A 26,669-nucleotide genomic window follows, 5' to 3' on the forward strand; every position below is an offset into this window, starting at 1 on the left:
TCCACAGTGAAAACGCGTAGAGAATTTCTAAAATCATCCGCCATGGCCGCAGCAGCAAGTATGGCTGGTGTCGCAGGCGCCCCGCAGTTTGCCTTTGGTCAGTCGACAGGCGGCAAAACTTTCGTAAAGGTCTTTATGCGGGGCGGGGCTGATGGCCTTCACCTGTTCCCCGCAGTAGGCGATCCCATCTACTATCAACACCGCCCGAACATCGCAATCGAACCCCCCATGGGCAATGATGGCAACCGGGCCATTGATATTGGCGATAACTATCGCGGCATGAACCCGAACCTTGCACCACTGATGGAAATTTGGGACGCGGGACGCATGATGGTCGCACCGTCCACCGCAATGGACGATGGCAACCGGTCACACTTCGACAACCAGCGCTGGATCGGCACCGGGGCCCGCAACGACCTGATTGATGGGTATCTCAACCGGTATATGCAGAACGTCGATGGCCCTAATCACCCGCTGCGCGGTGCCGTGCTCGGTAAAAACTCCATCAGCACTGAAGCCAGCGGTCAAATCGTGGTACCCGCGATCAGGGATCGGAACGGTTTCTCGCTCGACAACCGCAACCTATGCGCCGGTAACGGCTGCGAAGATAACCAGATGACTGATTTGATGCGGGAAATCTCTTCGCATGACGTCGATCTGTCAGCGGTCGAAGGGCAAGTGCGCGACAACCAACTGATTATGCTCGACTCGATTGCAGAGGTACAGGCAGCCGGTGCGGACTACACCACACAAGCTGGCGGTCTGGAATATTCAGGTTCGTCGCTGGGCAGAGGTCTGAGACTCGTGGCGCAACTGCTCAAGGCTGGCGTGCCACTGGAAGTGGCGGCTATGGATTGGAACATTGGCTGGGATACCCACGCCAACCAGATTGCCGGAGGCAACAACCCCTTCAGTGATCCGAATTTTGGCTACCACCGCCGCATGCGCGAGGGTGCCAACGACTTCCTGACCTTCTACCGCGATATGGGCGCTGAGCTTGATAACGTGGTTGTGCTGGTTGTGACAGAGTTCGGACGGACTGTGATCGAAAACGGCACGCAAGGTACCGATCACGGGCATGGCTCTACCTGGTTCTCCTTTGGTGGACCCACCGCAGGCGGCGTCGCCCCGGATATTTCCACCCTTGCGGTCAATCAGCTGCGCAACAACCGATACGTGCCGACAGTCACGGAATACCGTGATATCGTTGCAGAAATTATGGTGCGTCACATGGGGATGTCTGAAAACCTCATTTCGACGGTCTTCCCAAACCACAACTTCGTGAACCACAATTTGTTCAGCAGAATGTCCTGACCAACGCTCACATGTTGAAAACCGATGCGCTGAAGGGCTACATGTCCTTCAGCGCAATTTTTTTCCAAGGATCTCTTCCGGCATGACCAAATCCAGCGATGCGTCAGCCACAACATCCGCCACCCAGCGGTCCGTCAATACGTTGACCAAACTGCGCAATCTTGCTTCGGCGGCACTTGCCGCGCTTGATGCTGCGGCACAATTCAAACCCAAGGCCCCGCCCCCACAGATCGTGATCAACGATGACGGCTTTGCCGTGGCGCTTGATGATGAGATGACGCAATTCAGCGACAGGTCTGCCTTGGCCGCACAATTGGCCGCATTGCCCGAACGTCGTTTGGATATTGTGTTCGCGGGTCGATCGGCGCTGGACCTGAACTTTACGGTCCCAAATGGCCCGTTCCGGGATGTTGAGGCGATGATCGACAGCGAGCTTGCCTTCCGATCCCCGTTTCAGCGCGATCAATGCCGTTGGTTCTGGGTGGCCCATGAAACAGATAATGGCGACTGGCAGGTGCAGGCGGCCATTGTGCTGAACACCTCAATCGATTGGGTGCTCGACGCGTTTTCCGCCCATAAAAAGCAGGTCTCAACCGCCCGGCGCCATGCGGCAGACGGATCCCCGCGTCTGACCGTGCATCCGGATTGGGCCACCGGCAAAGCCTCGCATACAGATTTGAGCAAGCCCGCACATATCTGGCGGACGATCCCGCGCGTTCTGCGGCTTCCGGTCATCAGCTTTATGCTTCTGGCAGTCTCGACCCTCGTATGTGTCGTGGCGCAGAGCGTCCGCTACAATGACGCCGAAAACAGAGCCGTCGCCGCCAATGCCACGATCAGCAGGCTGGCCGCCTCTCAGGCTGCCACCCGTGCCTTGCAAGACACGCGCATGGCGGGCAATGCCAAGCTGGCTCTTTTAGGCAATCTGGCGGTGTTGCTGCCCGATGGTGTCTGGCTGGAACAGATCGCGATTGAAGATGACCGTTTGACGATCACCGGCTACGGCCCCTCGGCGGCAGAGGTCACGCGCCTGCTTGCTACGCTTGACGGGCTAGCCGAGATTGAATTCGGCTCGCCCGTAACCCGTGACAACACGCAAAATCTGGAACGCTTCCGGATCAACGCCACGCTGACGGGCGCGCTATCATGACCGGATTTATCTTTCGCGATACCGCGGCTGTGTGGCGCATGGCGCAAATCATCGTTCTGGGCAGTTGCGCGGGGTTGATCGTGCTTGGCTTTTGGGTCTGGGGCATGGCCGCAGACCGCCAATCAGAGATTGCAACGTTGGAAGCGCGGATCGCGCTCGCCGCACAGGTCGATACGCAGGCCACAGCGCTAGGCGACGGGATCAGCTTTTATGAAAGCGAAACCTCGCAGCTCGCCCAGTCTGAAATGCAAAGCGACATGCAGGATCTGGCCGAAGAAAATCAGGTCAGCCTCGAAGTGATCCGCGCCGATCAGATCGAAAGGGTGGGCGCCAATGTCCGTATGACGCTGACACTGAACGGTGTCGTCAATGAAACCCAATTGGGCGGCTATCTGCGCGCGCTTGCCGATCATAACCCAATGATTGTCGTAGACGCGATCAGCTTGCGCCGCGCACGGTCTGTGGGGCGTGGCAATGACCAAAGGCCGCTTGCGATCCAGCTGAAACTGATCGGATTTGCCAAGCAATGACACCTTATGTCGATCATATCCAACGCTGGGCACCAACCGCCACAACTGTGATCTGCGTCGCGCTTGCGCTCGCGCTTTGGCTGCCATCCGGCGATGATACCGCATTATTGAACCGAAATGCGACACCCGCTGTGGCCGAGGAAGGACCAGAGATCGAGCAAGTCCTTGCCATGGGGGCCGAGGCGCTTTTGGCCCGCCCGCTCTTTCACGTCACACGCCGGCCGCCAGTCCAAGCCGCCACGGCGGCACCCGCCGCACCAGCAGAGCTGACGCTCAGCCTGATGGGAATTCTGAACAGCGATGACGTGCAAATCGCACTGATGCGCCTGTCAAACAGTCCCGAACTACTGCGCCGCCGCGTCGGAGAGCAGGTCGGCCCGTGGCGCGTGGTTGAGATCACCCAAAGGGCGGTGACCGTGCAATCTGAGGACGGCAATCTGCAAGCGCTGAACCTGACCTCTGGCAGGCCCTGAGCGACTATTCGGCGATGTCGGTCGCTGGACGCCGCCGCTGTTGTGTCAGCGCGGCAAGGATGGACAGGGCAATCTCCTCGGGCGTGATCGCGCCGATATCCAGTCCGGCAGGGGCTTGCACGCGGGCGATCCGATTTGTCGGGACATTCTCCGTGGCGAGCTTGGCCGAAAGTGCCGCAAATTTCAGGCGACTGCCGACAAAACCCACATAGCGGGACGGGCTGGCAAGCGCTGTTTGCAGCGCCTGCAAGTCGCCCTGGCCTTGGGTCGCGATGACGATTGCGCGCTGGCGGCTCGTCACGTTCTGCGGCACCTGCCCTGCATCAAGACAGCGCGTGGCCCAGTCAAATCGCGGGGCTAGATCGGCGAGTGCTTGTGCCACCGGCGATGCCCCAAAGACCACAAGTTCCGGTCGTGGCAAGTAAGGCTCGACAAACATATCAATCGTGCCGCGCGATGGGCAGCCATTGCGGGCGAATGCCACCCCGTCGACGATTTCCCCAACCTTATGCCCCTTTTCGGACAGTACATCGTCTGGCGCGATCGAGATCAGCTGCGGTTCACCTTTTTCCAGTGCCTTCAGCACCGCAGCTTTCACCGCGCCACGGATGCAGCCCCCCCCAGCCAACCTTGCATGATCGTTCCGTCGCCGCGCAACAGCGCCTTCGCCCCCGGCTTGGCCGCCGTGAGACCCGCCGTACGAATGACCGTGGCAATGGCAAAAGGCGTGTCCTGCGCGCGCAGCGCCTCTACTGCTTCGGCCAAGCTGGGATCAAAAACATATTTGCTCATCATAGGCGCGCAAGCTCCGGTTCTAATGCCGCCAGATCGGCCAGCATGTTCGCGGCGGCGAACAGGTCCAAATGCGGGCGGGCCGCCTCCATGCCCCGCGCCGTTGCCGTGTAATCGCGCCAGCCCTTGAGCGGGTTCAGCCAAATCACCTTGCAGCCCCGTTTTTTCAGCCGCGTCAGCGCAGCATCAATCAGTTCCGGCGGGTCCGTGTCATACCCATCCGACAGGATCAGCACGACCGTGCGCCCATCGACGAACTGTCGGGCATAGCTGCGGGCAAAGTGATCCAGGCTGCCGCCGATCTTTGAACCACCCGCGAACCCATGCGCCATCAGTGACAATTTCGCCAGTGCGCGCATCCCGTCTTTTTCACGTAAGGCGTCGGAAATACGCACTAATTTTGTATGGAACAGATATGCATCCGTCCGTGGATCCACCCGCATCAGCCCTGTCAGAAACGCCAGAAATATCCGCGCATAGACGCTCATTGATCCAGACACATCGCAAAGTGCTGCGATTTTGCGTGTCCTGTCCGGGCGGCGCTTTTTCGGCAGGTGGATCGGATCACCGCCACTGGCCAGGCTCTGCCGGATGATCTTGCGAAAATGCAGTGTGTCGCCCTTGCGTGCGGCGATCCGGCGGCGCGAGCGGCGGTCGCGCAATGCTGCGCCCAACCTGCGTGCAACCTCTTCTGCGGCAAGGATATCTTCGGCCTGCACTAGGTCGCGCAGATCCTTGCGCATCAGATTTTCCACCTCTGTCGCGACCAGTTTGCCTTCACCGTCGCTTTCTGCTTCGCCTTGGGCCCCATCAGGTGCTGTGGCCTGTCCTGCGCCGCCAGAAACGCCGGGAGTATTGCGCGAGGAATGGACGTAATCGCTGCCGCGATCACTAAGCTTCGGGACCACTTTCTGCCGCACTCTGCCCCCGTTCATCCAATAGGCATCGAACAGCGCGTCGAACCGTGTGGCCTCTTCCTTGGTGCCGGTACAGACCGCCTTTAATGCGCGTCGGACTTCTATCGGACTTACAGCGGACACATGAGACAAAGCATCAAGCGCCAGCCCCGTTTCGGCAACGCCCAATCGCAGGCCATTTTCACGCAGATGCGCCAGAAAACCGCTGACCCGTGCTGCCGGGCCGGGGTCGCGTCCGGCGAAACGGGTGACCCGGCTCATGCGGCGCGCCCCGCGATCCGCTGGGCCACCTCGGTTGTGATGTGCGACCGGTCGCTTTGCGTTTTCAGCAGCGTCGTGAGCGTACCCTGCAACACCGCAGGGTCACTGGTCAGATCGGCGATGCCAAGCCCCATGAGTGCCGCAGCGAAATCCAGCGTCTCGGCAATGCCGGGCACTTTTTCCAGCGTTTCTTCACGCAGTGACTGCACAAAGCCCACAATTTGTCCCGCCAGACGGGCGGAAACATCAGGACAGCGCACGTTCAGAATGGCAAGCTCTGTCGCCCGGTCGGGATAGTCCAGATAGGTGTAAAGGCAGCGTCGGCGCAGCGCGTCGGACAGGTCGCGCGTCCCATTCGAAGTCAGCACGACAATAGGATGTGTTGTGGCAGTGATCGTGCCCAATTCCGGAATTGTGACCTGATAATCGGCGAGCACTTCCAGCAGGTAAGCTTCGAATTCTTCGTCAGCGCGGTCAACCTCATCAATCAATAGCACTGGCCGGGTCTCTTGCCGGATCGCGGCGAGCAGCGGGCGTTCCAGCAGATAGGTTTCTGAGAATATCCGCGCTTCGACGTCGTTCGCCGTCTCGCCTGCCTCACCGGCGGCGCGGATGGCGAGCAACTGGCGCTGGTAGTTCCATTCGTAGATTGCCTGCTGCGCATCCAAGCCTTCATAGCATTGCAGCCGGATCAGCCGCGTGTCACGGACGGTGGCGAGCACACGGGCGACCTCTGTCTTGCCCACGCCTGCGGCCCCTTCCAACAGGATCGGGCGGCCAAGAGATAACGCAAGATGCAGCGCCACCGACAGATCGTCAGATGCGACATAGCCATGGGTCGCCATGGCGGATTGCAGTTCGGTCCAGTTCATCAATACCTCCTCAAAAGGGCGGGGCGCTATCGCCCCGCCCTCCCTACTGCTACCCATGCAGGCCCAGATCTTTGGCGATCTTCCAAACCCGCCAATGATCGTGGGGCATATGGGCCTGCCGCAAGCCGAATGCGCGGAACGCATCATGCACCGCATTGGAAAACGCGGGCACGCCGCCGACATTCGGGCTTTCGCCGACCCCCTTTGCACCGATGGGGTGGTGCGGGCTGGGGGTAACTGTGTGATCGGTGGTGTAATGTGGTGTCTCGACTGCGGTGGGCAGGAAGAAATCCATCAGCGTCGCGGTCTTGACGTTTCCCATATCGTCATAAGCAATTTCCTGGCCCATCGCGATGGCCAGCGCCTCTGTCAGGCCGCCGTGCACTTGGCCTTCGATGATCATCGGGTTGATCCGGGTGCCGCAATCATCCAGCGCATAGAACTGGCGGATTTCGTGTTCGCCAGTGTCCACGTCGAGTTCCATCACACAGATATAGGCCCCGAACGGGTAGGTCATATTGGGTGGATCGTAATAGCTGACGGCCTCTAACCCCGGCTCCAGCCCCGGAATGGCTTGGTTATAGGCGGCAAAGGCAATTTCTTTCATTGTCTTGAACCGCTCTGGCGCGCCCTTGACCATGAACCGATCCACGTCGAATTCCACGTCATTGTCATGCACTTCGAGTAGATAGGCCGCGATCATCTGCGCCTTGGCGCGGATTTTGCGCCCAGCCATGGCGGTTGCCGCCCCAGCGACAGGGGTGGAGCGTGACCCGTAGGTGCCCAACCCATAAGGCGCTGTGTCGGTATCGCCTTCTTCAATTGTGATGCTATCCGCAGGCAGCCCGATTTCAGTGGCGAGGATCTGGGCAAAGGTCGTGGCATGCCCTTGTCCCTGACTGATCGTTCCCAGCCGCGCGAGGGCGCTGCCGGTGGGGTGGATGCGGATTTCGCAACTGTCGAACATGCCAAGCCCAAGGATATCGCAGTTCTTGACCGGACCGGCCCCGACGATTTCGGTGAAATGGGTCAGACCGATGCCCAACAGCTTGCGGGTTTTCCCGGCTTTGAAGTCAGCCACGCGCTGCGTTTGTTCGGCGCGCAAGCCGTCGTAATCGACCGCCTTTAACGCCTTGTCCCATGCTGTGTGATAATCGCCGCTGTCATATTCCCAGCCCAGCGCCGATTGATAAGGAAACTGATCGGCCTTGATGAAATTGATCCGCCGCAGCTCTGCCGCGTCCATGTTCAGTTCAATCGCCAGCACTTCGATCATGCGTTCGATGAAATAGGCGGCCTCTGTCACCCGGAAAGAGCAGCGATAGGCGACCCCGCCGGGGGCCTTGTTCGTATAGACCCCATCCACGGCCAGATAGGCGGTCGGAATGTCGTAGGACCCGGTGCAGATATTCATGAAACCGGCGGGGAATTTTGTCGGATCAGCGCAAGCATCAAAGCCGCCGTGATCCGCCGTGGTGTGGCACCAAAGCCCGGTGATCTTGCCTTCTTTCGTTGCGGCGATCTTGCCCTGCATGTGGTAATCGCGGGCGAAGGCGGTGGTCATCAGATTGTCCATCCGGTCTTCGATCCATTTGACCGGTTTGCCCATGACGATGGAAGCGACGACAGAGCAGACATAGCCCGGATAAGCGCCCACCTTGTTGCCGAAACCGCCGCCGATATCAGGGCTGATCACCCGGATGTTGTGTTCTTCAATGCCAGAGATCAGGGAGATGACCGTGCGGATCGCATGGGGCGCCTGAAACGTACCCCAAAGGGTCAGCTTGCCATTCACCTTGTCCATGCTCGCCACGCAGCCGCAGGTTTCCAAAGGGCACGGATGGGTCCGATGGTAATAGATCATCTCTTCGGCGACCACATCCGCCTCTGCCAGAACCTGCTCTGTCGCGGCTTGGTCGCCTGCTTCCCATGTGAAAATATGGTTGGGGTGTTTGCGCGGCCCATGTGCGCCGTCAACGGTCGGGTCCAGATCTTCACGCAGGACAACATCGGATGTCAGGCTTTCGAATGGGTCGATCAGCACGGGCAGTTCTTCGTAGTCGACCATGACCGCCTCGACCCCGTCGGCGGCGGCGAAACGATCCTCTGCCACGACAAATGCGACTTCCTGCCCTTGGTAAAGCACCTTGCCATCGGCCAGCACCATCTGCTTGTCCCCGGCGAGCGTGGGCATCCAGTGCAGGCCGAGCGGTTCCAGATCTTTCGCCGTCAGCACGGCCAGAACACCGGGGATCTGAAGTGCTGCCTCTGTGTCGATACTGGTCACACGGGCATGCGCGTAGGGTGAGCGCACGAAGTCCCCGGCCAGCATCCCATCCAGCGTGAGATCGTCGACATAGTTGCCTTTGCCTTGGGTGAAGCGGGCGTCTTCCACCCGTTTACGCTTGCAGCCCAGCCCCTGAAGACCATCGATACGCGCTTCGCGTGTTGTCACGTCGTCTTTCATTCTGCGGCCTCCTGCGATGCATTCATCACCGCCGCAGCGGCGAGAACGGATTTCACGATGTTCTGGTAGCCGGTGCAGCGGCACAGATTGCCTGCCATGCCGAAACGGACCTCTTCCTCAGTCGGGGTTGGGTTTTCCTCTAGTAGCTTGACCGCGCGGGTGATCATGCCCGGGGTGCAAAAACCGCATTGCAGCCCGTGGTGTTCGCGAAACGCCTCTTGCAGCGGGTGCAGCGCGTCCGGGTTGCCAACCCCTTCGATTGTAGTGACATCGGCCCCGCTGGCCTGTGCGACGAACATCGTGCAGGATTTGACGGATTTACCGTTCAGCAGCACCGTACAGGCCCCGCAATGAGAGGTTTCGCAACCGATATGTGGGCCGGTCAGGTTCAGCCGTTCACGCAATGTGTAGATCAGCAATTCGCGCGGCTCTGCTAGGAATTCTTCGGCTTTGCCGTTCACGGTCATTTTGATGTGCATTTTGTCAGACATGAGCTTCCCCCTTAGCAGTGCGACCAAGCGCGTGTGATCGCGCGGGTCAGGATGATGCCAGCCACGTGGCGCTTGAAGGCGACCGGGCCGCGATTGTCTTCTGCCGGATCAATATCGCCAAGCATCGCGGCGACGGCGGGTTTGATCGCCGCGTCATCGACGGCGGTACCTATCAGCGCTTCGCCTGCGGCTTCAGAATAGACCGGCACATCGGACAGGTTTGTCATGGCGATAGAGGCCGCCACACATTGCCCACCATCCTTGCGCAGCTGCACCGCAGCGGCGGCGGTGGCGTAATCGCCGATTTTGCGTTTTTGCTTTTCATAAGCGTGGCCACCCGATGGGGCCGTAAAGCTGATAGCGGTCAGCACCTCATCATCTGCGCGGGCGGTCATATAGGCTGACTCGTAGAAATCCCGCGCTGCAACGCTGCGTTCGCCATCAGCCCCGACAAGCGTAAATTGCGCATCCAGACATTGCATCACAGCCGGCATATCGTTGCCAGGATCGCCATTGGCCAGATTGCCGCCCAATGTCCCCATCGCACGCACCTGCGGATCTGCAATTTGCAGAGCGGCAGCGCGCACGATGGGGGCAGCGGCGGCTAACCCGTCATCGGCAATCAGATCGGCTTGCGTGACCATCGCCCCGATCCGGATCTGATCGCCGTTTATCTCAATCCCTGACAACCCTGCAACATCCTGAAGGTCAATCAGATGCGGCACATCCGCCATGCGCAGCTTCATCATCGGGATCAGGCTGTGGCCTCCGGCCAACACCCGTGCATCATCCCCATATTCGTGCAGCAGGGCAAAGACCCCTGCAAGGTCCGTGGGCCGATGATAATCGAACGCCGCTGGTATCATTTGCTTTCCTCCCGATCAGCAAAATGTCTTGTGACGGGATTAGCTTGCCTGCGGACCAGCGTGGGACCTTGCGTTAATCAATGAAATTCGGCGAATTTGCACGAATTGCATCAAGCGGCGCACGAAATACGATTGGTCATACGCCAAGCGCGGCGCGGATCACTTTCAGATTCGCGCGGCTGACCGGGACTGGTGGCAAATCAGGAATGTCGAAACGGCACAAGCCGTTGTCTTTCAATCGTTCGAACTGCTGAACATGGGCAGGGTTGACCAGATAGCTGCGATGCACCTTCAGAAAACCCTGTGATTTCAAACGCTTTGTCGCTTCAGTCATGGACCATATGCAGAAGTGATGGGCTAGGTGGGTATAGACTTGGGTGTAATGCCCCTCTGCCCTGAGAAAGGCGATATCAGCGGGGTCGATGAATAAGGTCCGCCCGTCTTTTTCGCAGGGAATACGCAAAGGCCGCGGGGATACGATCAGATCATGCGCGGGCGTCGTTTGCGGCACCAGAAAGGCGATCCCCACCCATAGGAATGCACCGAAAATCACAAAGCTGGACATGATCACGGCAAGGGCGAGCACTTCATTGCTTATGACCGGGCCGACCTCGTCGAAAGACGGCACAGTGACAAAGTTTGTTCCGCCAACCGCAGTAAAATGCACAGTAAATACCGCCGTCGCAAAGCAGAGCGTACCGAGCAGGATATTCCACCGCGATAACTGCCCATAGGCGACCCAGAAGGCGGCAATGCATAAGACCACGGCGACCATGGTCACAAAACCAAGCCCCCACGGCGTATAGACCGCCTGACAAAGTTCCAGCCCTGCCATGCCCAGATAATGCATCGATAAGACGCCAAGCCCGACGATGCCCCCGGAAATCGTGATCACCAGCGGTGTCCGTTCCAGGAAATGCAACAAAATCAATGCCGTGCCCACCATCAGGACCGCCAGCAAAGCAGACGCCAGAGTAAGCGCCGAATCGTAATAGAATAGAATCGGCAATTGCAGCCCCAGCATAGCCACGAAATGCATCGACCAGATGCCACCACCAAGCGCGATGGCCGCCATTGCAATGGCTAACTTGCGCTGTCCTAAGGTTTTAGAGGACAAATCCCGTGTCAGCGTCAGCCCTGTAAATCCCGCCGCCAAGGCCACAATGAAAGAGGCCGCGACGAGGCTTGGATGATGGCTTGCCTCAAGAAATCCCATGGCGACAATTGACCACAATGTGCGCGATCTGCATAGCAATAACACAACCCTTGCAACGCATCTGGTCTGAAAAAATCAACCGACCCGCATACACCGCAGACGTCAGCGTAGACTTTCCCCCGTCGTGCAGATCATACTCTGGCCAAGAGTGTGAAAGGGAATGAGTGTCATGGAAAGCCTGTTTGCGGCAGAGTGTGTGGAAACTGTCAGCATTCTTTATGCCATTGTTTTCGGCGCGGACGGGGCCTGCGTTCTGATCAGCACATGGTCTTTGCTGACCGCCTTTGCCGCCTTCATGGTGCTTGTCGTGATCGCGCAGTTTTTTGCGCGCAAGCTTTGGGCGCGCCTTACGCGGCCCACGCCCCGGCCAGCCACACAGGATGAGACGCCACGTGGCGCAATCACTGATGACCCCAATTATGCCGACAGCGCGATCCGCTCTTCCCGTCGTTAACGCGGTCTCTTTACCCTTGCCAATGCCAGACGCGGCCACCTGTGCAGGCGGCCTCATCCATTCCCATGCCGGCCTCGGTCAGATTGACGAACTTGTCCATACCGGCTCCTGATCTGGGTTTGGTTGCGGTGCTGTGTTTAGCTAGCTGGTGGAACCGACTGACGCAACGCTCTCGCCAAGGGCGATTGACTGACTGCAAGGCATGCTGAAAGGTAGATACGTGGCGCCGAGAATTTACTACTCGCAGGTGGAGAGTTGCGTTTGGAGGAGGCTCGTCATTGAGCGATTTTGCATCACGATATGGGTATGTGCCGGTCGCCGTCGATCTGGCGGAAACTGAAATGCCTTCTAGCCTTCGCTCCGGTCTTTGGGATGTAGTTAGTAATTTCTACTTTTCAGACATTCACGCTCAACATAGTATTGTCGGCGGCACTTACTCTAAATACTTTAGCAACTTAACCAATGATATTTGGTTCAACTACTTTCGAGAACCCGCCGACTCGAGACCGAAGTATTGTGGGGATGCGGTAAAACTCATTCGTGGCCGCTTTTTTGAATGGAAGTTCTATGAGGTATACGAATTTGTAGAGTTTATTAGCGCCCGGACACCAGTAAACGGGAAAAGCAAATCGCGCTTCACTGAGTCTGCAAATTTCATACTTTCCAGAGAAAAGTCAGCCTTCAGGTTCGCGGGAAATTTTTTGGTTAAGTTGTCTGATGAAAATCAGCTGGTGGAAGTTGCCGCAGCATCACAATCGGCCTCTGAGGCAGTCAACGAACACATCAAACTGGCAGCCAAACACTATAGCAACACAAATAGTCCCGACTACCGAAATTCCATTAAGGAGTCCATTTCAGCCGCCGAGGCAGCAGTATCTTTCGTAACAGGCCGCAAGCCCAGTGGAATAAGCAGACCGCTCAAAAACATTGCAGCCACATACCAAATTCACCCTGCACTGCGGGATGGTTTCGAAAAAATCTACGCTTGGACTTCGGACGACTCCGGCATTCGTCACAGTCTCATGACAAAAAGTACAGTCACTCAAGAAGAAGCGCGTTTCATGCTTATTTCATGTAGTGCCTTTGCAAATTACCTCCTTGCATTAAGAATAAGGTTTGGCGAGATCAGTGAAGAGTGACACTTTTTTTGCCTCGCCCGGCATCGCCGGGCAGCGCCCGGGCCGGGACCTCGCAAACTGCATGACTTTTGCCGATTGTTGACAGGCTCCGCAATGCGGATAGGAAGGTGCGCCCGCCCCTAGGTCCGGGCGCCACCCTATGTCGCGCGAGAGTTTCGTCGCCCCCGACATCATCGGGGGCCGTTTGGTCACTTATGGCCAGCCATACCGCCCGAGATTTCATCGGGGCCGTCGATATCCTCTGGCAGGAGCAGGTTCAGCACAATCGCGATCAACGCCGCAGGCAAGATGCCAGAGGCCGCCAGCACGCGCAGCCCGTCAGGCAGGAACTGCAACGCATTCGGCGCGCCGGGGGCGAGGTTCATCACCTCGAGCTGCAAACCCAGCCCAATGGACAGCGCAATCGCGAAGATCACCATGTTCCGCTTGTTCCAGACCACGTCGGACAGCATTGATACGCCCGCTGCCACAACCATCCCGAACATGACGATTACACCGCCGCCCAGCACTTCGATCGGCATGGCACGTACCACGCCGCCCACCTTGGGGATCAGCCCGCATAGGATCAGGAAGAGCGCACCAATCGTCACCACGTGGCGGCTCATCACGCCGGTCATCGCGATCAGCCCGACATTCTGGCTGAAGGACGTGTTTGGCAGCCCGCCAAAGATGCCGCCCAGGGCGGTCCCCAGACCATCCGCATAGGTCGCACCCTGAATTTCCTTATCTGTCGCCTCGCGGCCTGCACCGCCTTTGGCGATCCCTGAGACGTCACCCACGGTTTCTACGGCTGAGACAAAGGCCATCAGGCAAAAGCCCACCAACGCGGCAAAAGAGAATTCGAACCCGTATTTGAAGGGCATCGGCACCATGAACCACGCCGCGTTGTTCCACTGCTGTGCCACAAAGCTTGTGGTCTGCACCGGCGTTTCCCAGAAAAGCGGCGTGATAAACAGCGCATAAAGATAGCCTACGATGATCCCGATTAGCACCGCCGAGACCGCAAGCATTCCGCGCGCAAAGAATTTGAGCGCCAGCGTCACAACGATCACAACCAAGGCCGCAGACCAGTTCATCCAACTGCCATATTCGGGGTTATCAAAGCTTTTCGCGGGGACCCCACCGGCGGCATATTCAATGCCGACCTTGACCAGCGCCAGACCGATCATTGTGACCACCAGCCCGGTCACAAGCGGCGGCAAAGCAAAACGGATTTTGCCAATCACTGTGCCCAGTAAGGCGTGGAACAGCCCCCCCAGAAAAACGCCGGTCAGCAGCACGCTCATCGCTTCTGGCCCTTTGCCCGCAGCCAGCGGGATCATGATCGGAATGAAAGCAAAGCTGGTGCCTTGCACGATGGGCAGCCGTGCCCCCACAGGCCCCATGCCGATAGTCTGGAACAGGGTTGCGATGCCAGCAAACAACATCGACATCTGGATCAGATAGGTCATGTCGGGAAAGCCCAGCGCGCCCTGATCGGACCCAAAGCCGAAGCCCGCTGCCCCCGCGATGATGATGGCCGGTGTCACATTGGACACGAACATGGCCAGCACATGCTGAATGCCCAACGGCACTGCCCGTGCCATGCTGGGGAAATAATTTGGATCCCGTAATTGATCCGGCGTTCCGATGCTTCTGTTTGCCATATTGTCTTTGTCCCTTGTTGTTTGCCGGTCTTTTGCGCCGGTCCATCTTTATGAAATCACGCGATAAGGCGTTTCGAAATAATGCTCTTCCAAATTGGGGCCGTCATTGATCCGGTCCACCACCGCAAACAGACCCGGCCCGGAGAGCGGCGTCAGCACCCCGTGCCAAGTGCCACGGTGGAAATTGATCGCCTCACCCGGTGCGGTGACAAAAGCGCGCGGGATCAGGTCATCCGCCGCGACGATGACCAGAAACGGGTCCATGCTCATCGGGATAAAGGCCTGACTGCCTAGCGGGTGCCGTTCCACCATGTCCAGCGTATAGGGCAATTGCCGCAGTTCAGACCGGAACAGGCTGATCCCAACCTTCCCGTCGTCATCCAGATCAAGCTGTGCGCGGTCGTGAAACCGCCCGCAAAGTCCCGCATTGATCATCTTGTCGGGCACACCGGCGCAGTTCATCACATCGCCAAAGGGCGCAAAATCCTGCACCGTCAAAGGCGCTATGCGAATATCGCGGCTCATCGCGGCAGCATATCCTTCAATCGGTGCAAGGCAATGCGTTCAACTTGGCGACAGGCTGTAGTGAACTCTGTCGCCCGATCATTTTCCAGCCGTGTTGCGAATGCAGCTTTAATCGACGCTTTGTCATGGTCGCGCACCGCAATGATGAAGGGAAAGCCGAATTTTTCCACATATGCCGCATTCTGCGCCGCAAATTCCGCGCGTTCATTGTCTGTCAGCGCGTCCAGCCCGGCGCTGGCCTGCTCTGCCGTGCTTTCCGCCGTCAGCCGTTTTGCCGCCGCCAGCTTGCCCGCCAGATCGGGGTGCGCGATCAAAACGCCCAAACGCTCTTCTTCGCTTGCGGACCGGAACGCCCGGCAGAGCGCGTTATGCAGCCCCACCACGCGATCATGCGCCGGACCCAGTTCAAGACCATGGGCGCGTTCGGCCACCCATGCTGAATGCTCAAACACACCGCCATAGGCAGCCACGAATGCCGCCTGATCCATCTGCGAGGGGCGGGCATAGCGTTCATGCGGATGGGCTGTTGCCCAGTGATCGGCGATCCGTTCACGAGTCGCGAACCAGACATCTTCATGCGATTTCACGTATGCGATGAACTGGCGCAGCGCCTCGACCCGTCCGGGTCGCCCGATCAGCCGACAATGCAGCCCCACCGACATCATCCGCCCGCCTTCGCGGTAAAGCGCATCAAAGCTGGCCTTGAGGTAGTCAAAGAACTGTGTGCCGGAATTGAACCCCTGCGGCGTGGCAAAGCGCATGTCATTGGCGTCCAGCGTGTAGGGCACGATCAACTGGTCGCGGTCCCCAACTTCAGCCCAATAGGGCAGGTCATCATCATAAGTATCGGCGACATAGGCAAATTGCCCGCTTTCGGCGGCCAGCCGCACGGTGTTTTCCGAACAGCGCCCTGTGTACCAGCCGCGTGGTGGTGCGCCGGTCACTTCGGTGTGCAGCCGGATCGCCTCGGCCATATCTGCACGCTCTTGCGCCTCTGACGCATCTTTGTATTCGATCCACTTCAGGCCGTGGCTGGCGATTTCCCAGCCTGCATCCTGCATCGCAGCGACCTGTTCAGGGGATCGCGCCAGCGCGCTGGCCACCCCGTAAACCGTGATCGGCAGATCCTGCATCAGCCGGTGCAAGCGCCAGAACCCGGCCCGTGCACCGTACTCATAGATGCTTTCCATGTTCCAATGCCGCTGCCCCGGCCATTGCGCAGCGCCGACGATTTCGGACAGGAACGCCTCTGACGCGGCATCGCCGTGCAACACGTTATTTTCGCCACCCTCTTCGTAATTCAGAACAATCTGCACCGCGATCCGGGCATTGCCCGGCCATTGTGCTGCCGGTGGGGTGGGGCCGTAGCCGATCATGTCGCGGGGATAACGGTGCAAGATTTCTCTCCAGTCTTTAGGGTGCTTTGGGGGGATCATCCTGCCTTTGCCTGGGAATGTCACGCCACAGCTTTGCGCTGCCTGCAATCATGCATACGGGCCCCGACAGAGCGGAAAAATCATCAAGCGACGCCAAAATCTGCTGTTATTCCGGTGGCAGATCGCTTTTATCAAAAGCACGCAACACGATCTGTCGGGGAAACCATCATGTATGATATCGCAATTTTATGGGATTGGATCGCCTTCGCCCTGCGCTGGCTGCATGTGATTACAGCAATCGCCTGGATCGGATCGTCGTTTTATTTTATCGCCCTTGATCTGTCGCTGAACCGCGATATCGACGGCCCTGCCGATGGCGAAGAATGGCAGGTCCATGGTGGCGGTTTCTATCACATCCAGAAATATCTGGTTGCCCCTGACGCGATGCCAGAGCATCTGACCTGGTTCAAATGGGAAAGCTACGCCACATGGCTTTCCGGTGCGGCGATGCTGGCCGTCGTCTATTGGGCAGGGGCAGAGCTGTATCTGATCGACCCCAGCAAAGCTGACTTGGCGATCTGGCAGGGTATTTTGATTTCTGCTGCCTCGCTTGCCGTTGGCTGGGTTATCTATGACCAGCTATGTAAATCGCCACTAGGCGAGCGGCCCACCGTGCTGATGCTGCTGCTGTTTGTGCTGCTTGTGGTGATGTCATGGGGGTATAACCAAGTCTTCACCGGTCGCGCTGCACTCCTGCATCTGGGGGCCTTCACTGCCACGATCATGACCGCGAATGTGTTTTTTATCATCATGCCCAACCAGCGGATCGTTGTCGCTGACCTGAAAGCTGGCCGTGCGCCTGATCCCAAATACGGCAAGATCGCCAAGCTGCGGTCCACCCATAACAACTATCTGACCTTGCCGGTCATTTTCCTGATGCTGTCGAACCACTATCCGCTAGCCTTTGGCACGCAATATGCGTGGATCATCGCATCACTGGTCTTTCTGATGGGGGTGACGATCCGGCATTATTTCAACTCTATGCATGCGCGCAAAGGCAAGCCAAGCTGGACCTGGGCGGTCACTGTGATCCTGTTCATCATCATCGCGTGGCTGTCCACAGTGCCCGGCCATGACACCTATGAAGAGGCCGAGGCGCGAGCGCTGACACCCTATGAACAGCGTTTTGCCAGCGCTGCCGGGTTTCAAGAGGCCCATGACATTGTGATCGGGCGCTGTTCCATGTGTCACGCCCGCGAACCTGTCTGGAACGGAATGCATTGGGCGCCCAAGGGGGTCTTTCTGGAAACCGAAAGCGATATCGCGCATCACGCCCGCCAGATTTATTTGCAGGCCGGTGTCAGCCACGCCATGCCCCCCGCCAATATCACCAATATCTCTGCCGCCGACCGTGCGGCGCTTATTGAATGGTATCGGGACGGGAGCTGATCCGCGCCCGCCACCAGCGCCAGACTACCAAAGCCGCCAGATTGATCACCAGCAAACTGCTGAGCGAGGGCACAACCGCCGCCTGCCCCGCCGTACCGCCTGATCCCAAGCTGACCACGATCTTGAGCAAGGTGCCAAGGTTAATCAGCAAAAGCCCGTACCACAGATTGCGCTGCCAAAATGCATAGAAGAACAACGCCAGAAACACGACCACAGCAGCAACAAGCGCCACAAGCGGTGCCTTGTTTTCATTGACGAAAAACATCTGTTTTTCCCAATCCAGATAGCCGCTGATCGCCGCAGGCACCTGGTCAGGTGGCGCAAACCAGAACAGGCTGGTGCCCATCAACGCCATAAAGCCAATCACATGCCACAGCTTGCGCCGATAGGCGTAATAGGCCGCTGGCAGGATGAACAGCGGGCGCGAATACCACGAAAACTGGTTTTGATGCCGTTCCCAAACCCAAGCCCCCATGTCCTGCCCGGCGAGTGCTGCTTGCATGAAAATAGCCGCTGCATAGGTCAGCATGGCACCGATCAGCACCAGCACAATCCGATCCACTACCGCATGGTTCATTGGCTCTGCCCTCTGTCCGCTTGTTAGAACGTCACCTCAAACATTGTACTCGGCCCATCAAGTAACGTAATCTCTGCCCCCTGCCCTTGCAACATGCGCCGCACAATGGGCAGTCCCATGCCCGTGCCCCCCGCATCGCGGCGGGTGGTAAAGAAGGGGTCGAATATGCGGTCGCGATTGCCTTCGGAAATGCCCGGCCCGTCATCACTGATCAGCAGCCGCGTGTTCTGCAAATCAAATGTCACCGCCTGCGCCCCATGGGCGCGCGCGTTCCCGATCAGATGGGTCGCCAGCAGTTCCATCACCGCGCCAGGCAAGGGCACCACGCCATCACGCGGCAGGATCACGTCATGACCCCTCAGAACCTCTGACAGGCGGCAATCGCCGGGCGGCATCGGTTCCTGCGCCTGCGCCAATGCGCGCTGGCTATCAAGCAATGCCTGCATCCGGCCGACCGCCTCTGTGATACGCGAGAGCATCAAGGCACGGTCCGCATCCGCCAGCCCCGGCCCGTCCAACAGCTCTGCCGCGCCGCGGATCACGCTTAGCGGTGACTTCAGTTCATGCGTGACATGATCCGCATAAGACCGCAGCACCGCCTCGCGGCTTTGCAAGGTGGTCGTCATTGCGATGACGGCTTGCCCCAGCTGCGAAAACTCTGGCGTGCCGAAATGGGTGGGCACCTCTTCGGCCCCTTCGCTATGCGCGTAGCCTGTCAGTGCGCGGACCGGCTGCAACACCAGCCGCCACAGCAGATAGCCCAGCACCAATGTCGCGACCAAGGCCATCCAGCCAATCATCCACGCGGTTTCCGCCCAGCCGAGGACTCCGCCCGCCACCCGAAAATAGGCGATCCCAATAAGGGGTAGCAAAAACACCGTCATCAGCGTGCCCCCCAGAACAAAGCTGAGCGGGGGCCGCCATTTGGCGATCACGCGCCGCGACATGCACCCATCCGGACGCCGACGCCATGTACCGTATCAATTGCATCGGCACAGCCCGCCGCCGCCAGCTTGCCCCGTAGATTGCGCAGATGGCTGTCCATCGTACGGTCGCTGACATGCACATTGGTGCCATAGATCGCATCGACCAGTTGCGGGCGTGACATGACATTATCCGGGCGGCTCATCAGCCGGGTCAGCAAATCCATCTCGCGCGCCGTCAGGGTGACAGGCGCGTCATGCACATGGCAAAGATGGCGGTCAGGATCGACGCTTAACATACCGCGCCGCAACAGCCCCCCGGCCACCGTCTGCACCGGCGTGCTGCGTTTGAGGATCGCCTTGATCCGTGCGACCAGTTCACGCGGCGAAAACGGTTTGGACACGTAATCATCCGCCCCCAGTTCCAGCCCGACGATGCGGTCCACCTCGTCAGTTTGGGCGGTCAGAAACAGGATTGGCACGTCCGAGGATTTGCGCAACGTGCGGCACACTGCCATCCCGTCCATTTCGGGCATGCCAATATCCAGAACAATCAGATCGGGGCGCAGGCTTTGTGCCATCTGTAGCGCGGCCTGACCATCTGCAGCCTCGGCCACGGAAAACCCGCTTTGTGTCAGGGCAAGCCGGACAACATCCCGGATTTGCCCGTCATCATCTGCAATTAGGATCTGGCCCGTCACGCGTCACGCTCCTTTGTCTTTGGCGTCACGTTAGAAGGAATGCGTGCGGACTTAAAGACGGGGCCCGGCGCATCCAGCCACCATGCATCGTTTGCGAGTTTCTGAGGCACACCACGTATCACCATTTCCTGTCCCTTTTCTTATCAGGTTTTAGGCAGGGATACGGGGCAGTGGTGCAGCTTTCTGCGGCGTAGACGTGCAGTTTTTGCACAGGCTAGATCGCGTCGCGGATAGCGCGCATATTGGCACCATAAGGCGCAGGATCACTGACCGACCCGCCCCGGAACACGGCAGAGCCTGCGACCAGTACATCAGCACCCGCCGCAGCCACCAGCGGGGCAGTTGTCGGATCAACACCGCCATCGATTTCGATATGGATCGGGCGGTCGCCAATCATCGCGCGCAGGGCGCGTATTTTGGCGGTCATATCGATGAACTTTTGCCCGCCAAAGCCGGGGTTCACCGTCATCACGCAGATCAGATCGACCATATCCATCAGGTCTTCGACCGCTGCGGCTGGCGTGCCGGGGTTCAGCGCCACACCCGCCTTGGCCCCCGCCCCGCGGATGGCCTGCAAGGTGCGGTGAATATGTGGGCCAGCCTCGACATGGGCGGTGATGATATCAGCCCCTGCCTCAGCAAAGGCGTCAATATAAGGATCAACCGGCGCGATCATCAGATGCACGTCCATCACTGTTTTGATATGCGGGCGGATGGCGGCACACATTGCCGGGCCAAAGGTGATGTTGGGCACGAAATGCCCGTCCATCACATCCACATGGACCCAATCCGCGCCCTGCGCCTCTATCGCTGCGCATTCCGCACCGAAATTGGCGAAATCCGCCGCCAGAATAGAGGGGGCAATTTTGATGGAACGATCAAAGGACATCGGCAACGCTACCTTCTGAATTGATAATGCAGCCAATAGCGCGCATTCTTGCGAATGTCACCCAAGGAAGCGTTTCACCCATCCATCATTGCTGGTCCACGGGTTTACGGCCCATCTTGATAGTTTTTTGTAAAAATGCGCTGTTTTATGTGTTATCATAACATATGACTTTTACCCTTCTCCACCGCGATATCTTGTCAGACGGCAGTCAAATCCATCTGGCACGGGCCACGCTGACCAACGCGCGCCCGAAATCGCTGCATGATCACGACTTTTACGAACTCATCTGGGTCCAGAATGGCAAGGTCAGGCATCACCTGCCCGATGGTGGCAATACACTGACCGAAGGCGATCTGATCTTCTTGCAACCGGGTCAGGCCCATGCCCTGCAAGGGCGCGGCGCGGATGCGCTCGTCGTCTCACTTTGCATCCATCCGGCTATCATTGATGGGCTTGGCCAGCGGCACCCCCAATTGCAGGGCCATCTTTTCTGGTCGCAAACCCGATATACACGCACCCGGCGGGATATCAGGCAGCTGGCCGCCCTCAATCACGCGGCGGTTTTGTTGGAACGCAGCGCGCGCAACACCCTCGAGGCCGAGGCATTTCTGCTGCCGCTTTGTGCCGATCTGACGCAGGATAACCTACCCAACGATACGCCCGCATGGCTGGCCGATGCATGCAGTAGCGCGCAGGACCCGCAAGTCTTCCGTTATGGTGCCGCTGGCATGGTCGCACTGACAGGCAAGGCGCATGCCCATGTCAGCCGGTCCATGCGCAAATATCTGGGCTTAACCCCGTCAGATTACATCAATCAAATCCGCATGGCCCATGCCGCGCGGGTCCTGATCACCGACGCCGAGTCTATTGCGCAGATCGCAGCCGATTGCGGCATTCCGAATATGTCGCATTTCCACAAACTCTTTCGGGATGCATATGGGCTTACCCCGCTACAATACCGACAGAAATATCAACGTCAGGTCATTCAGCCGACATAGTATTTGACCAAATAGTCAAAACTTGCCAAGACCCTGACAGCATGCCACGCTGACCCGGCAATGCAGGAGGGCACCTTGCAAACGACTCAATCCACCGCGCCAACCGCGACGCAACTGCCGCAGGTTCACGAACAGCGCAATGATGGCATGCCGCTTGATCTTGATTGGGTCATGGCGGTGCAGGCAAACACATCTGCTATCGAACGGCGCGCCAAAACGCTGCCCGGCCGCCGGTCGGTGAAGAAAGATTATCAGGCTGCGTGGCTTTGCAAAGCGATCAGCCTGATCGACCTGACGACGCTGTCCGGTGATGATAGCGCGGGCCGCGTGCGCCGCCTTTGTGCCAAAGCCCGCCAGCCGGTGCGCGCTGATATCCTTGAACAGCTTGGCATGACCGGGCTGACCACTGGTGCTGTCTGCGTGTATCACGACATGGTCGAAACGGCTGTCGACGCGCTTCAAGGCACAAATATCCCCGTCGCCGCCGTCTCGACCGGCTTTCCTGCGGGTCTTTCCCCGTTTCATCTGCGCATCGCCGAAATCGGCGAAAGTGTGAACGCCGGTGCGGCCGAGATTGATATCGTCATTTCCCGTCGCCATGTTCTGACCGGCAATTGGCAGGCGCTATATGATGAGATGCGCGAAATGCGCGACGCCTGCGGTGATGCCCACGTCAAAGCGATCCTAGCTACTGGCGAACTGGGCACGTTACGCAATGTCGCCCGCGCGTCGCTGGTCTGCATGATGGCCGGGGCCGATTTCATCAAAACCTCCACCGGTAAAGAACCCGTCAACGCCACCCTCCCCGTGACCCTGACGATGATCCGCGCCATTCGCGATTATCAGGACAGGACAGGGATCAAGGTCGGCTACAAGCCCGCTGGTGGGATCAGCAAAGCCAAAGATGCGCTGGTCTACCTGTCGATGATCAAAGACGAGTTGGGCGACCGCTGGCTGCAACCTGACCTGTTTCGTTTCGGTGCATCCAGCCTGCTGGGCGACATCGAACGGCAACTCGAACACCACGTCACCGGTGCCTATTCGGCATCATGGCGGCATGCGATCGGATGACGATACGCGCGACATCTCTGTCACGCCCGGCGGCACGCCGGGCAGCCCCCGACCGCCCCCATGGGCGGGGGCTTTACCCCCACCCGCGGCCGGAAGCCGCCCTAAGCATATGGGCAGCAGCAGAATGACCATCAAAGAAATCTTCGACACTATGGATTACGGCCCCGCCCCCGAAAGCAGCAAGGAAGCCTTGCAGTGGCTGGCTGATAACGGCGGCATCGCCGGGCATTACATCAATGGCAAATGGGGCGCGCTGCGCGATGATTTCGCGTCGAACAACCCTGCGACCGGCGAAAAGCTTGCTGGCGTGACCAAAGGCACGGCAGATGAAATCGCCGAAGCCGTCGCCGCCGCGCGCAAGGCCCAGCCCGCTTGGGCCAAATCCGGGCACAAGCGCGCACGCGTCCTTTATGCCATCGCCCGGCTGATGCAGAAACATGCACGGCTGCTGGCGGTGATGGAAACGCTCGACAACGGCAAACCGATCCGGGAATCCCGCGATATCGACGTGCCGCTGGCGATCCGGCATTTCTATCACCACGCGGGCTTTGCCCAGCTGATGAAATCCGAACTGCCCGACCGCGAGGCCCTTGGCGTCTGTGGACAAATCATCCCATGGAATTTTCCGCTGCTGATGCTCGCCTGGAAAATCGCGCCCGCGCTGGCGATGGGTAACACGGTGGTGCTGAAACCCGCCGAATATACGTCGCTCAGCGCGATGGTCTTTGCCGATATCTGCACCCAGGCGGGCGTGCCCCCGGGCGTCGTCAATATCGTCACCGGCGATGGCGAAACAGGGGCCGCACTGGTCAATGCAGAGGTCAATAAAATTGCCTTCACCGGCTCTACTGAGGTTGGGCGCAAAATCCGTGAGGCCACCGCTGGGTCGGGAAAGGCGCTCTCACTCGAACTGGGAGGTAAATCCCCCTATATCGTGTTTGAGGACGCCGACATCGACAGCGCGGTCGAAGGGTTGGTCGATGCAATCTGGTTCAATCAGGGTCAGGTCTGCTGCGCAGGCTCGCGGCTGCTGGTGCAAGAAGGCATCGCCGACCGGTTCTATGCCAAGCTGAAATCCCGCATGGATACGCTGCGCATCGGCAACCCGCTGGACAAATGCATTGATGTGGGGGCCATTGTGGACCCGGTCCAGCTGGAGCAGATCACCCGCATGGTCAGCGCCAACACCGAAGGTGACACCTACCAAACAACCGCCCCCGAAGGCTGTTTCTATCCCCCGACCCTGATCACCGGGCTGTCCGCCGCATCAACCCTGATGCAAGAGGAAATCTTTGGCCCCGTGCTTTGCGCCACCACTTTCCGCACCCCGTCCGAGGCCGTAGAGATCGCCAATAACACGCGCTATGGGCTGGCCGCATCCGTCTGGTCGGAAAACATCAACCTCGCCCTTGATACCGCGCCAAAGCTCGCCGCCGGGATCGTTTGGATCAATGGCACCAATATGATGGATGCCGCCGCAGGGTTTGGCGGGGTCCGCGAAAGCGGCTTTGGGCGTGAAGGCGGCTGGGAAGGGCTTTCTGGCTACACCAAACCCAGCGGCACGGCCAAACCGCTCAAGAAAATCACCGCCTTCACCACCGAAGACGGCACACCCGCCGACCCGCTTGACCGTACGGCCAAGCTTTATATCGGCGGCAAGCAGGCCCGTCCTGATGGCGGCTATTCCAACCCGGTTTTTAGCCCCAAGGGCAAACTTCTGGGGCACACGTCCATCGCCAACCGCAAGGATATCCGCAACGCGGTGGAGGCCTGTAATGCGGCCAAAGGCTGGTCCAAAACCACCGGCCACCTGCGCGCGCAGATCCTTTATTACATCGCAGAAAACCTGTCCGCCCGGGCGGATGAATTCGCCACACGGATCAACACCATGACCGGCACAAAAACCGGCGCGGATGAGGTCGAAACCGCGATCCGCGCGCTTTTCACTTATGCGGCCTGGGCTGACAAATATGACGGTCAGGCCCATGGCGTCCCGATCCGGGGTGTTGCTTTGGCAATGAAAGAACCGGTCGGAAATATCGGCATCCTTTGCGATGATGCCCAGCCGCTGGCAGGTCTGATCAGCGCTATGGCCCCAGCCATTGCAATGGGTAACCGGGTGATCCTTGCCGCCAGCGAAGCCTTCCCACTGGGCGCCACTGATTTCTACCAGATCCTTGAAACCTCTGACGTGCCAGCAGGCGTGGTCAATATCCTGACCGGCCCACATGCGGATCTCGCCAGCCCACTGGCCAGCCATATGGACATCGACGCGGTCTGGTCCTTCTCTTCCAGTGATCTCTCAGCCGAGATCGAAAAGGCCAGTGCTGCCAATCTCAAACGCACATGGGTCAATCACGGTAAGGCGCTTAACGCCGACAGCCACAGCTACCTGCAAGCCGCGACAGAGGTCAAAAATATCTGGATCCCCTACGGCGAATAGGCATCCAAGCTTCTTTTGGCCAAAAATATCCTGGGGGAGTCCCGGTACGGGACGGGGGTGAAACCCCCACCCCAAACATGGAATCGGCGCAGCCGTCATTTAGGCTGCACGCACATCACATCACTCAGCACGCACATTACTCAGGTGGCGTGCTGCGATTTTCCTTCTTGCGCCAAGTATCCATCCAACGGGACATACGACCGCGACGCTCTGCGACGCCGGCCTGCACCTCGTCCACGCGGTGTTCTGCCTTACCCATCAGCGGATCAATCGTACGCTCACGGAACTGACGCCACATAGCGCGCACAAACAGCAGCAGCACCGCCAGCGTGATAAAGAAGAAGATATTAAACCATGGGATCACGGTGACATTCGGACCATCCACCGGACGGATCGCAATCGCATTCGGAAAGGCCGAGAAATAGGGATTGCGCCAGCCATAATGGGTCAGCACCGCCCATTTCGGGTTTTCGACGGTCGAGCGCAGATCATCAGCCTCGGTCTGCAAATTGGCCGTGTCGAACTTGAAATAGAAAGGCCAGGAAAACCCGGTATCCTCGTTGCGATAGACCATCGGCTCTGTCGCATCACGCGGGATAAACCCTAGCAGGAATGTCCGCTTCTTGACCGTCTGGATGAACTGCACATCGCGATTGATCAGCGTCTCTGACTGATCATCCGGGCTGGCCCAGAAAATCCGAGTCCAGTCGTTCAGATCCTGCCGTTCCTGATAGGTGTTCACGACACGCACCACATCGTGCTGCGGCAATCCATAGTGCAGGATCGTCGCAAAAAAGAGGACTAACAGGATCCGGAGTGTGATCTTGATCTTACGCATGGGCTGCCTCTCAATTCTCATTTATAATGTAGATGATCGCGGACATCACGATAATCGGCACCGCATAGACCAGCGCAATCAGCTTTGGCCGGATAGAATTCTTATACGCCACCATACCCTGTTCCACATAGGCATCGCGAGCGCCCGGTGCACCCCCATCGGGATGGTCTTCTGCAAACTGATCTTCCAGACGTTCGCGCCGGACAGATTTTGAATAGATTGAAATTGCGAAATAGACCACGGTCATGGCGATAAAACCCAGCACCACAAGTCTGATAAAACCAAACATTC

Annotated in this window: 27 protein-coding genes; 10 read left to right on the plus strand and 17 right to left on the minus strand. The window is 58.5% G+C overall.

Features of this window, described 5'->3' with window-relative positions; translation table 11 throughout:
• The first annotated feature begins 6 nt into the window (after positions 1 to 6).
• From ACJ5NV_RS01210 to ACJ5NV_RS01225, 4 genes are all read left to right on the plus strand, one after another.
• On the plus strand, positions 7 to 1,314 hold the full coding sequence (locus tag ACJ5NV_RS01210; protein ID WP_411641673.1) for a DUF1501 domain-containing protein: 1,308 nt from the start codon (positions 7 to 9) through the stop codon (positions 1,312 to 1,314).
• Positions 1,315 to 1,396: 82 nt separating this feature from the next.
• Positions 1,397 to 2,464 carry a PilN domain-containing protein gene (locus tag ACJ5NV_RS01215; RefSeq protein WP_411641675.1) on the plus strand — a complete coding sequence of 356 codons (1,068 nt, stop codon included), beginning with the start codon at positions 1,397 to 1,399 and terminating at the stop codon, positions 2,462 to 2,464.
• Positions 2,461 to 2,994: a GspMb/PilO family protein gene (locus tag ACJ5NV_RS01220; RefSeq protein WP_411641677.1), complete on the plus strand. Its 534-nt coding sequence runs from the start codon at positions 2,461 to 2,463 to the stop codon at positions 2,992 to 2,994. The genes ACJ5NV_RS01215 and ACJ5NV_RS01220 overlap by 4 nt, the downstream gene beginning before the upstream one ends.
• Positions 2,991 to 3,467: a hypothetical protein gene (locus tag ACJ5NV_RS01225; protein WP_411641679.1), complete on the plus strand. Its 477-nt coding sequence runs from the start codon at positions 2,991 to 2,993 to the stop codon at positions 3,465 to 3,467. Before ACJ5NV_RS01220 ends, ACJ5NV_RS01225 begins: the two co-directional genes overlap by 4 nt.
• A gap of 4 nt (positions 3,468 to 3,471) precedes the next feature.
• Here the strand turns inward: ACJ5NV_RS01225 and ACJ5NV_RS01230 are convergent, their stop codons facing one another.
• From ACJ5NV_RS01230 to ACJ5NV_RS01265, 8 genes are all read right to left on the minus strand, one after another.
• The gene (locus tag ACJ5NV_RS01230) at positions 3,472 to 4,053 is read right to left on the minus strand and encodes an XdhC family protein (protein ID WP_411641681.1); all 582 of its coding nucleotides are present in this window, start codon (positions 4,051 to 4,053) and stop codon (positions 3,472 to 3,474) included.
• A gap of 8 nt (positions 4,054 to 4,061) precedes the next feature.
• On the minus strand, positions 4,062 to 4,262 hold the full coding sequence (locus tag ACJ5NV_RS01235) for an XdhC family protein (protein WP_411641683.1): 201 nt from the start codon (positions 4,260 to 4,262) through the stop codon (positions 4,062 to 4,064).
• Positions 4,259 to 5,437 (minus strand): vWA domain-containing protein, encoded by a 1,179-nt coding sequence (locus ACJ5NV_RS01240; RefSeq protein ID WP_411641685.1) that lies wholly within the window; start codon positions 5,435 to 5,437, stop codon positions 4,259 to 4,261. Before ACJ5NV_RS01240 ends, ACJ5NV_RS01235 begins: the two co-directional genes overlap by 4 nt.
• Positions 5,434 to 6,309 (minus strand): AAA family ATPase, encoded by an 876-nt coding sequence (locus ACJ5NV_RS01245; protein ID WP_411641686.1) that lies wholly within the window; start codon positions 6,307 to 6,309, stop codon positions 5,434 to 5,436. Before ACJ5NV_RS01245 ends, ACJ5NV_RS01240 begins: the two co-directional genes overlap by 4 nt.
• A 49-nt stretch (positions 6,310 to 6,358) precedes the next feature.
• Positions 6,359 to 8,776 carry an aerobic carbon-monoxide dehydrogenase large subunit gene (locus ACJ5NV_RS01250; RefSeq protein WP_411641688.1) on the minus strand — a complete coding sequence of 806 codons (2,418 nt, stop codon included), beginning with the start codon at positions 8,774 to 8,776 and terminating at the stop codon, positions 6,359 to 6,361.
• Positions 8,773 to 9,267: a (2Fe-2S)-binding protein gene (locus tag ACJ5NV_RS01255; RefSeq protein WP_411641690.1), complete on the minus strand. Its 495-nt coding sequence runs from the start codon at positions 9,265 to 9,267 to the stop codon at positions 8,773 to 8,775. The genes ACJ5NV_RS01250 and ACJ5NV_RS01255 overlap by 4 nt, the downstream gene beginning before the upstream one ends.
• Before the next feature lie 11 nt (positions 9,268 to 9,278).
• Positions 9,279 to 10,133 carry an FAD binding domain-containing protein gene (locus tag ACJ5NV_RS01260; protein ID WP_411641692.1) on the minus strand — a complete coding sequence of 285 codons (855 nt, stop codon included), beginning with the start codon at positions 10,131 to 10,133 and terminating at the stop codon, positions 9,279 to 9,281.
• A 136-nt stretch (positions 10,134 to 10,269) separates the two neighbouring features.
• Positions 10,270 to 11,349 (minus strand): MHYT domain-containing protein, encoded by a 1,080-nt coding sequence (locus tag ACJ5NV_RS01265; protein ID WP_411641694.1) that lies wholly within the window; start codon positions 11,347 to 11,349, stop codon positions 10,270 to 10,272.
• 169 nt (positions 11,350 to 11,518) lie between these two features.
• Between ACJ5NV_RS01265 and ACJ5NV_RS01270 the strand changes: the two genes are divergently transcribed.
• Positions 11,519 to 11,803, plus strand: coding sequence for a hypothetical protein (locus ACJ5NV_RS01270; RefSeq protein WP_411641696.1), 285 nt, complete (start codon positions 11,519 to 11,521; stop codon positions 11,801 to 11,803).
• A 278-nt stretch (positions 11,804 to 12,081) separates the two neighbouring features.
• Positions 12,082 to 12,942: an AbiJ-NTD4 domain-containing protein gene (locus ACJ5NV_RS01275; protein WP_411641697.1), complete on the plus strand. Its 861-nt coding sequence runs from the start codon at positions 12,082 to 12,084 to the stop codon at positions 12,940 to 12,942.
• Positions 12,943 to 13,130: 188 nt separating this feature from the next.
• Here the strand turns inward: ACJ5NV_RS01275 and ACJ5NV_RS01280 are convergent, their stop codons facing one another.
• The 3 genes from ACJ5NV_RS01280 to puuE are packed head-to-tail and all read right to left on the minus strand — an operon-like array spanning position 13,131 to position 16,510.
• The gene (locus ACJ5NV_RS01280; RefSeq protein WP_411641699.1) at positions 13,131 to 14,588 is read right to left on the minus strand and encodes a uracil-xanthine permease family protein; all 1,458 of its coding nucleotides are present in this window, start codon (positions 14,586 to 14,588) and stop codon (positions 13,131 to 13,133) included.
• 48 nt (positions 14,589 to 14,636) lie between these two features.
• Positions 14,637 to 15,113, minus strand: a complete 477-nt coding sequence (locus ACJ5NV_RS01285) for an ureidoglycolate lyase (RefSeq protein ID WP_411641700.1) — start codon at positions 15,111 to 15,113, stop codon at positions 14,637 to 14,639.
• Positions 15,110 to 16,510 carry an allantoinase PuuE gene (gene puuE, locus ACJ5NV_RS01290; protein ID WP_411641702.1) on the minus strand — a complete coding sequence of 467 codons (1,401 nt, stop codon included), beginning with the start codon at positions 16,508 to 16,510 and terminating at the stop codon, positions 15,110 to 15,112. The genes ACJ5NV_RS01285 and puuE overlap by 4 nt, the downstream gene beginning before the upstream one ends.
• 207 nt (positions 16,511 to 16,717) lie before the next feature.
• Here puuE and ACJ5NV_RS01295 point away from each other — a divergent pair, with 207 nt between their 5' ends.
• Positions 16,718 to 17,938 carry a urate hydroxylase PuuD gene (locus ACJ5NV_RS01295; RefSeq protein ID WP_411641704.1) on the plus strand — a complete coding sequence of 407 codons (1,221 nt, stop codon included), beginning with the start codon at positions 16,718 to 16,720 and terminating at the stop codon, positions 17,936 to 17,938.
• Here ACJ5NV_RS01295 and ACJ5NV_RS01300 read toward each other — a convergent pair.
• The 4 genes from ACJ5NV_RS01300 to rpe form a co-directional block, all read right to left on the minus strand.
• A complete protein-coding gene (locus ACJ5NV_RS01300) occupies positions 17,910 to 18,515 on the minus strand; it encodes a hypothetical protein (protein WP_411641706.1) in 606 nt (201 codons plus the stop codon). The two genes, ACJ5NV_RS01295 and ACJ5NV_RS01300, sit on opposite strands and share 29 nt — an antisense overlap.
• Before the next feature lie 23 nt (positions 18,516 to 18,538).
• Positions 18,539 to 19,462 carry an ATP-binding protein gene (locus ACJ5NV_RS01305; protein ID WP_411641707.1) on the minus strand — a complete coding sequence of 308 codons (924 nt, stop codon included), beginning with the start codon at positions 19,460 to 19,462 and terminating at the stop codon, positions 18,539 to 18,541.
• Complete coding sequence (locus tag ACJ5NV_RS01310; RefSeq protein WP_411641709.1) at positions 19,447 to 20,139, minus strand: response regulator transcription factor; 693 nt, start codon at positions 20,137 to 20,139, stop codon at positions 19,447 to 19,449. Before ACJ5NV_RS01310 ends, ACJ5NV_RS01305 begins: the two co-directional genes overlap by 16 nt.
• Before the next feature lie 214 nt (positions 20,140 to 20,353).
• Positions 20,354 to 21,028 (minus strand): ribulose-phosphate 3-epimerase, encoded by a 675-nt coding sequence (gene rpe, locus ACJ5NV_RS01315; RefSeq protein WP_411641711.1) that lies wholly within the window; start codon positions 21,026 to 21,028, stop codon positions 20,354 to 20,356.
• 164 nt (positions 21,029 to 21,192) lie between these two features.
• Here rpe and ACJ5NV_RS01320 point away from each other — a divergent pair, with 164 nt between their 5' ends.
• The 3 genes from ACJ5NV_RS01320 (at position 21,193) to ACJ5NV_RS01330 (ending at position 25,540) form a co-directional block, all read left to right on the plus strand.
• Positions 21,193 to 22,026 carry a helix-turn-helix transcriptional regulator gene (locus tag ACJ5NV_RS01320; RefSeq protein WP_411641713.1) on the plus strand — a complete coding sequence of 278 codons (834 nt, stop codon included), beginning with the start codon at positions 21,193 to 21,195 and terminating at the stop codon, positions 22,024 to 22,026.
• 60 nt (positions 22,027 to 22,086) lie between these two features.
• Positions 22,087 to 23,097: a deoxyribose-phosphate aldolase gene (deoC, locus tag ACJ5NV_RS01325; protein WP_411641715.1), complete on the plus strand. Its 1,011-nt coding sequence runs from the start codon at positions 22,087 to 22,089 to the stop codon at positions 23,095 to 23,097.
• A 124-nt stretch (positions 23,098 to 23,221) separates the two neighbouring features.
• Positions 23,222 to 25,540 carry an aldehyde dehydrogenase family protein gene (locus ACJ5NV_RS01330; protein ID WP_411641717.1) on the plus strand — a complete coding sequence of 773 codons (2,319 nt, stop codon included), beginning with the start codon at positions 23,222 to 23,224 and terminating at the stop codon, positions 25,538 to 25,540.
• Positions 25,541 to 25,676: 136 nt separating this feature from the next.
• Here ACJ5NV_RS01330 and ACJ5NV_RS01335 read toward each other — a convergent pair whose 3' ends face one another.
• Positions 25,677 to 26,378 (minus strand): DUF1523 family protein, encoded by a 702-nt coding sequence (locus tag ACJ5NV_RS01335; protein WP_411641718.1) that lies wholly within the window; start codon positions 26,376 to 26,378, stop codon positions 25,677 to 25,679.
• Between the two features lie 10 nt (positions 26,379 to 26,388).
• Positions 26,389 to 26,667: a hypothetical protein gene (locus ACJ5NV_RS01340; protein ID WP_411641720.1), complete on the minus strand. Its 279-nt coding sequence runs from the start codon at positions 26,665 to 26,667 to the stop codon at positions 26,389 to 26,391.
• Positions 26,668 to 26,669: the final 2 nt, after the last annotated feature.

The organism is Loktanella agnita (assembly GCF_046640325.1).
Lineage (GTDB): Bacteria > Pseudomonadota > Alphaproteobacteria > Rhodobacterales > Rhodobacteraceae > Yoonia > Yoonia agnita.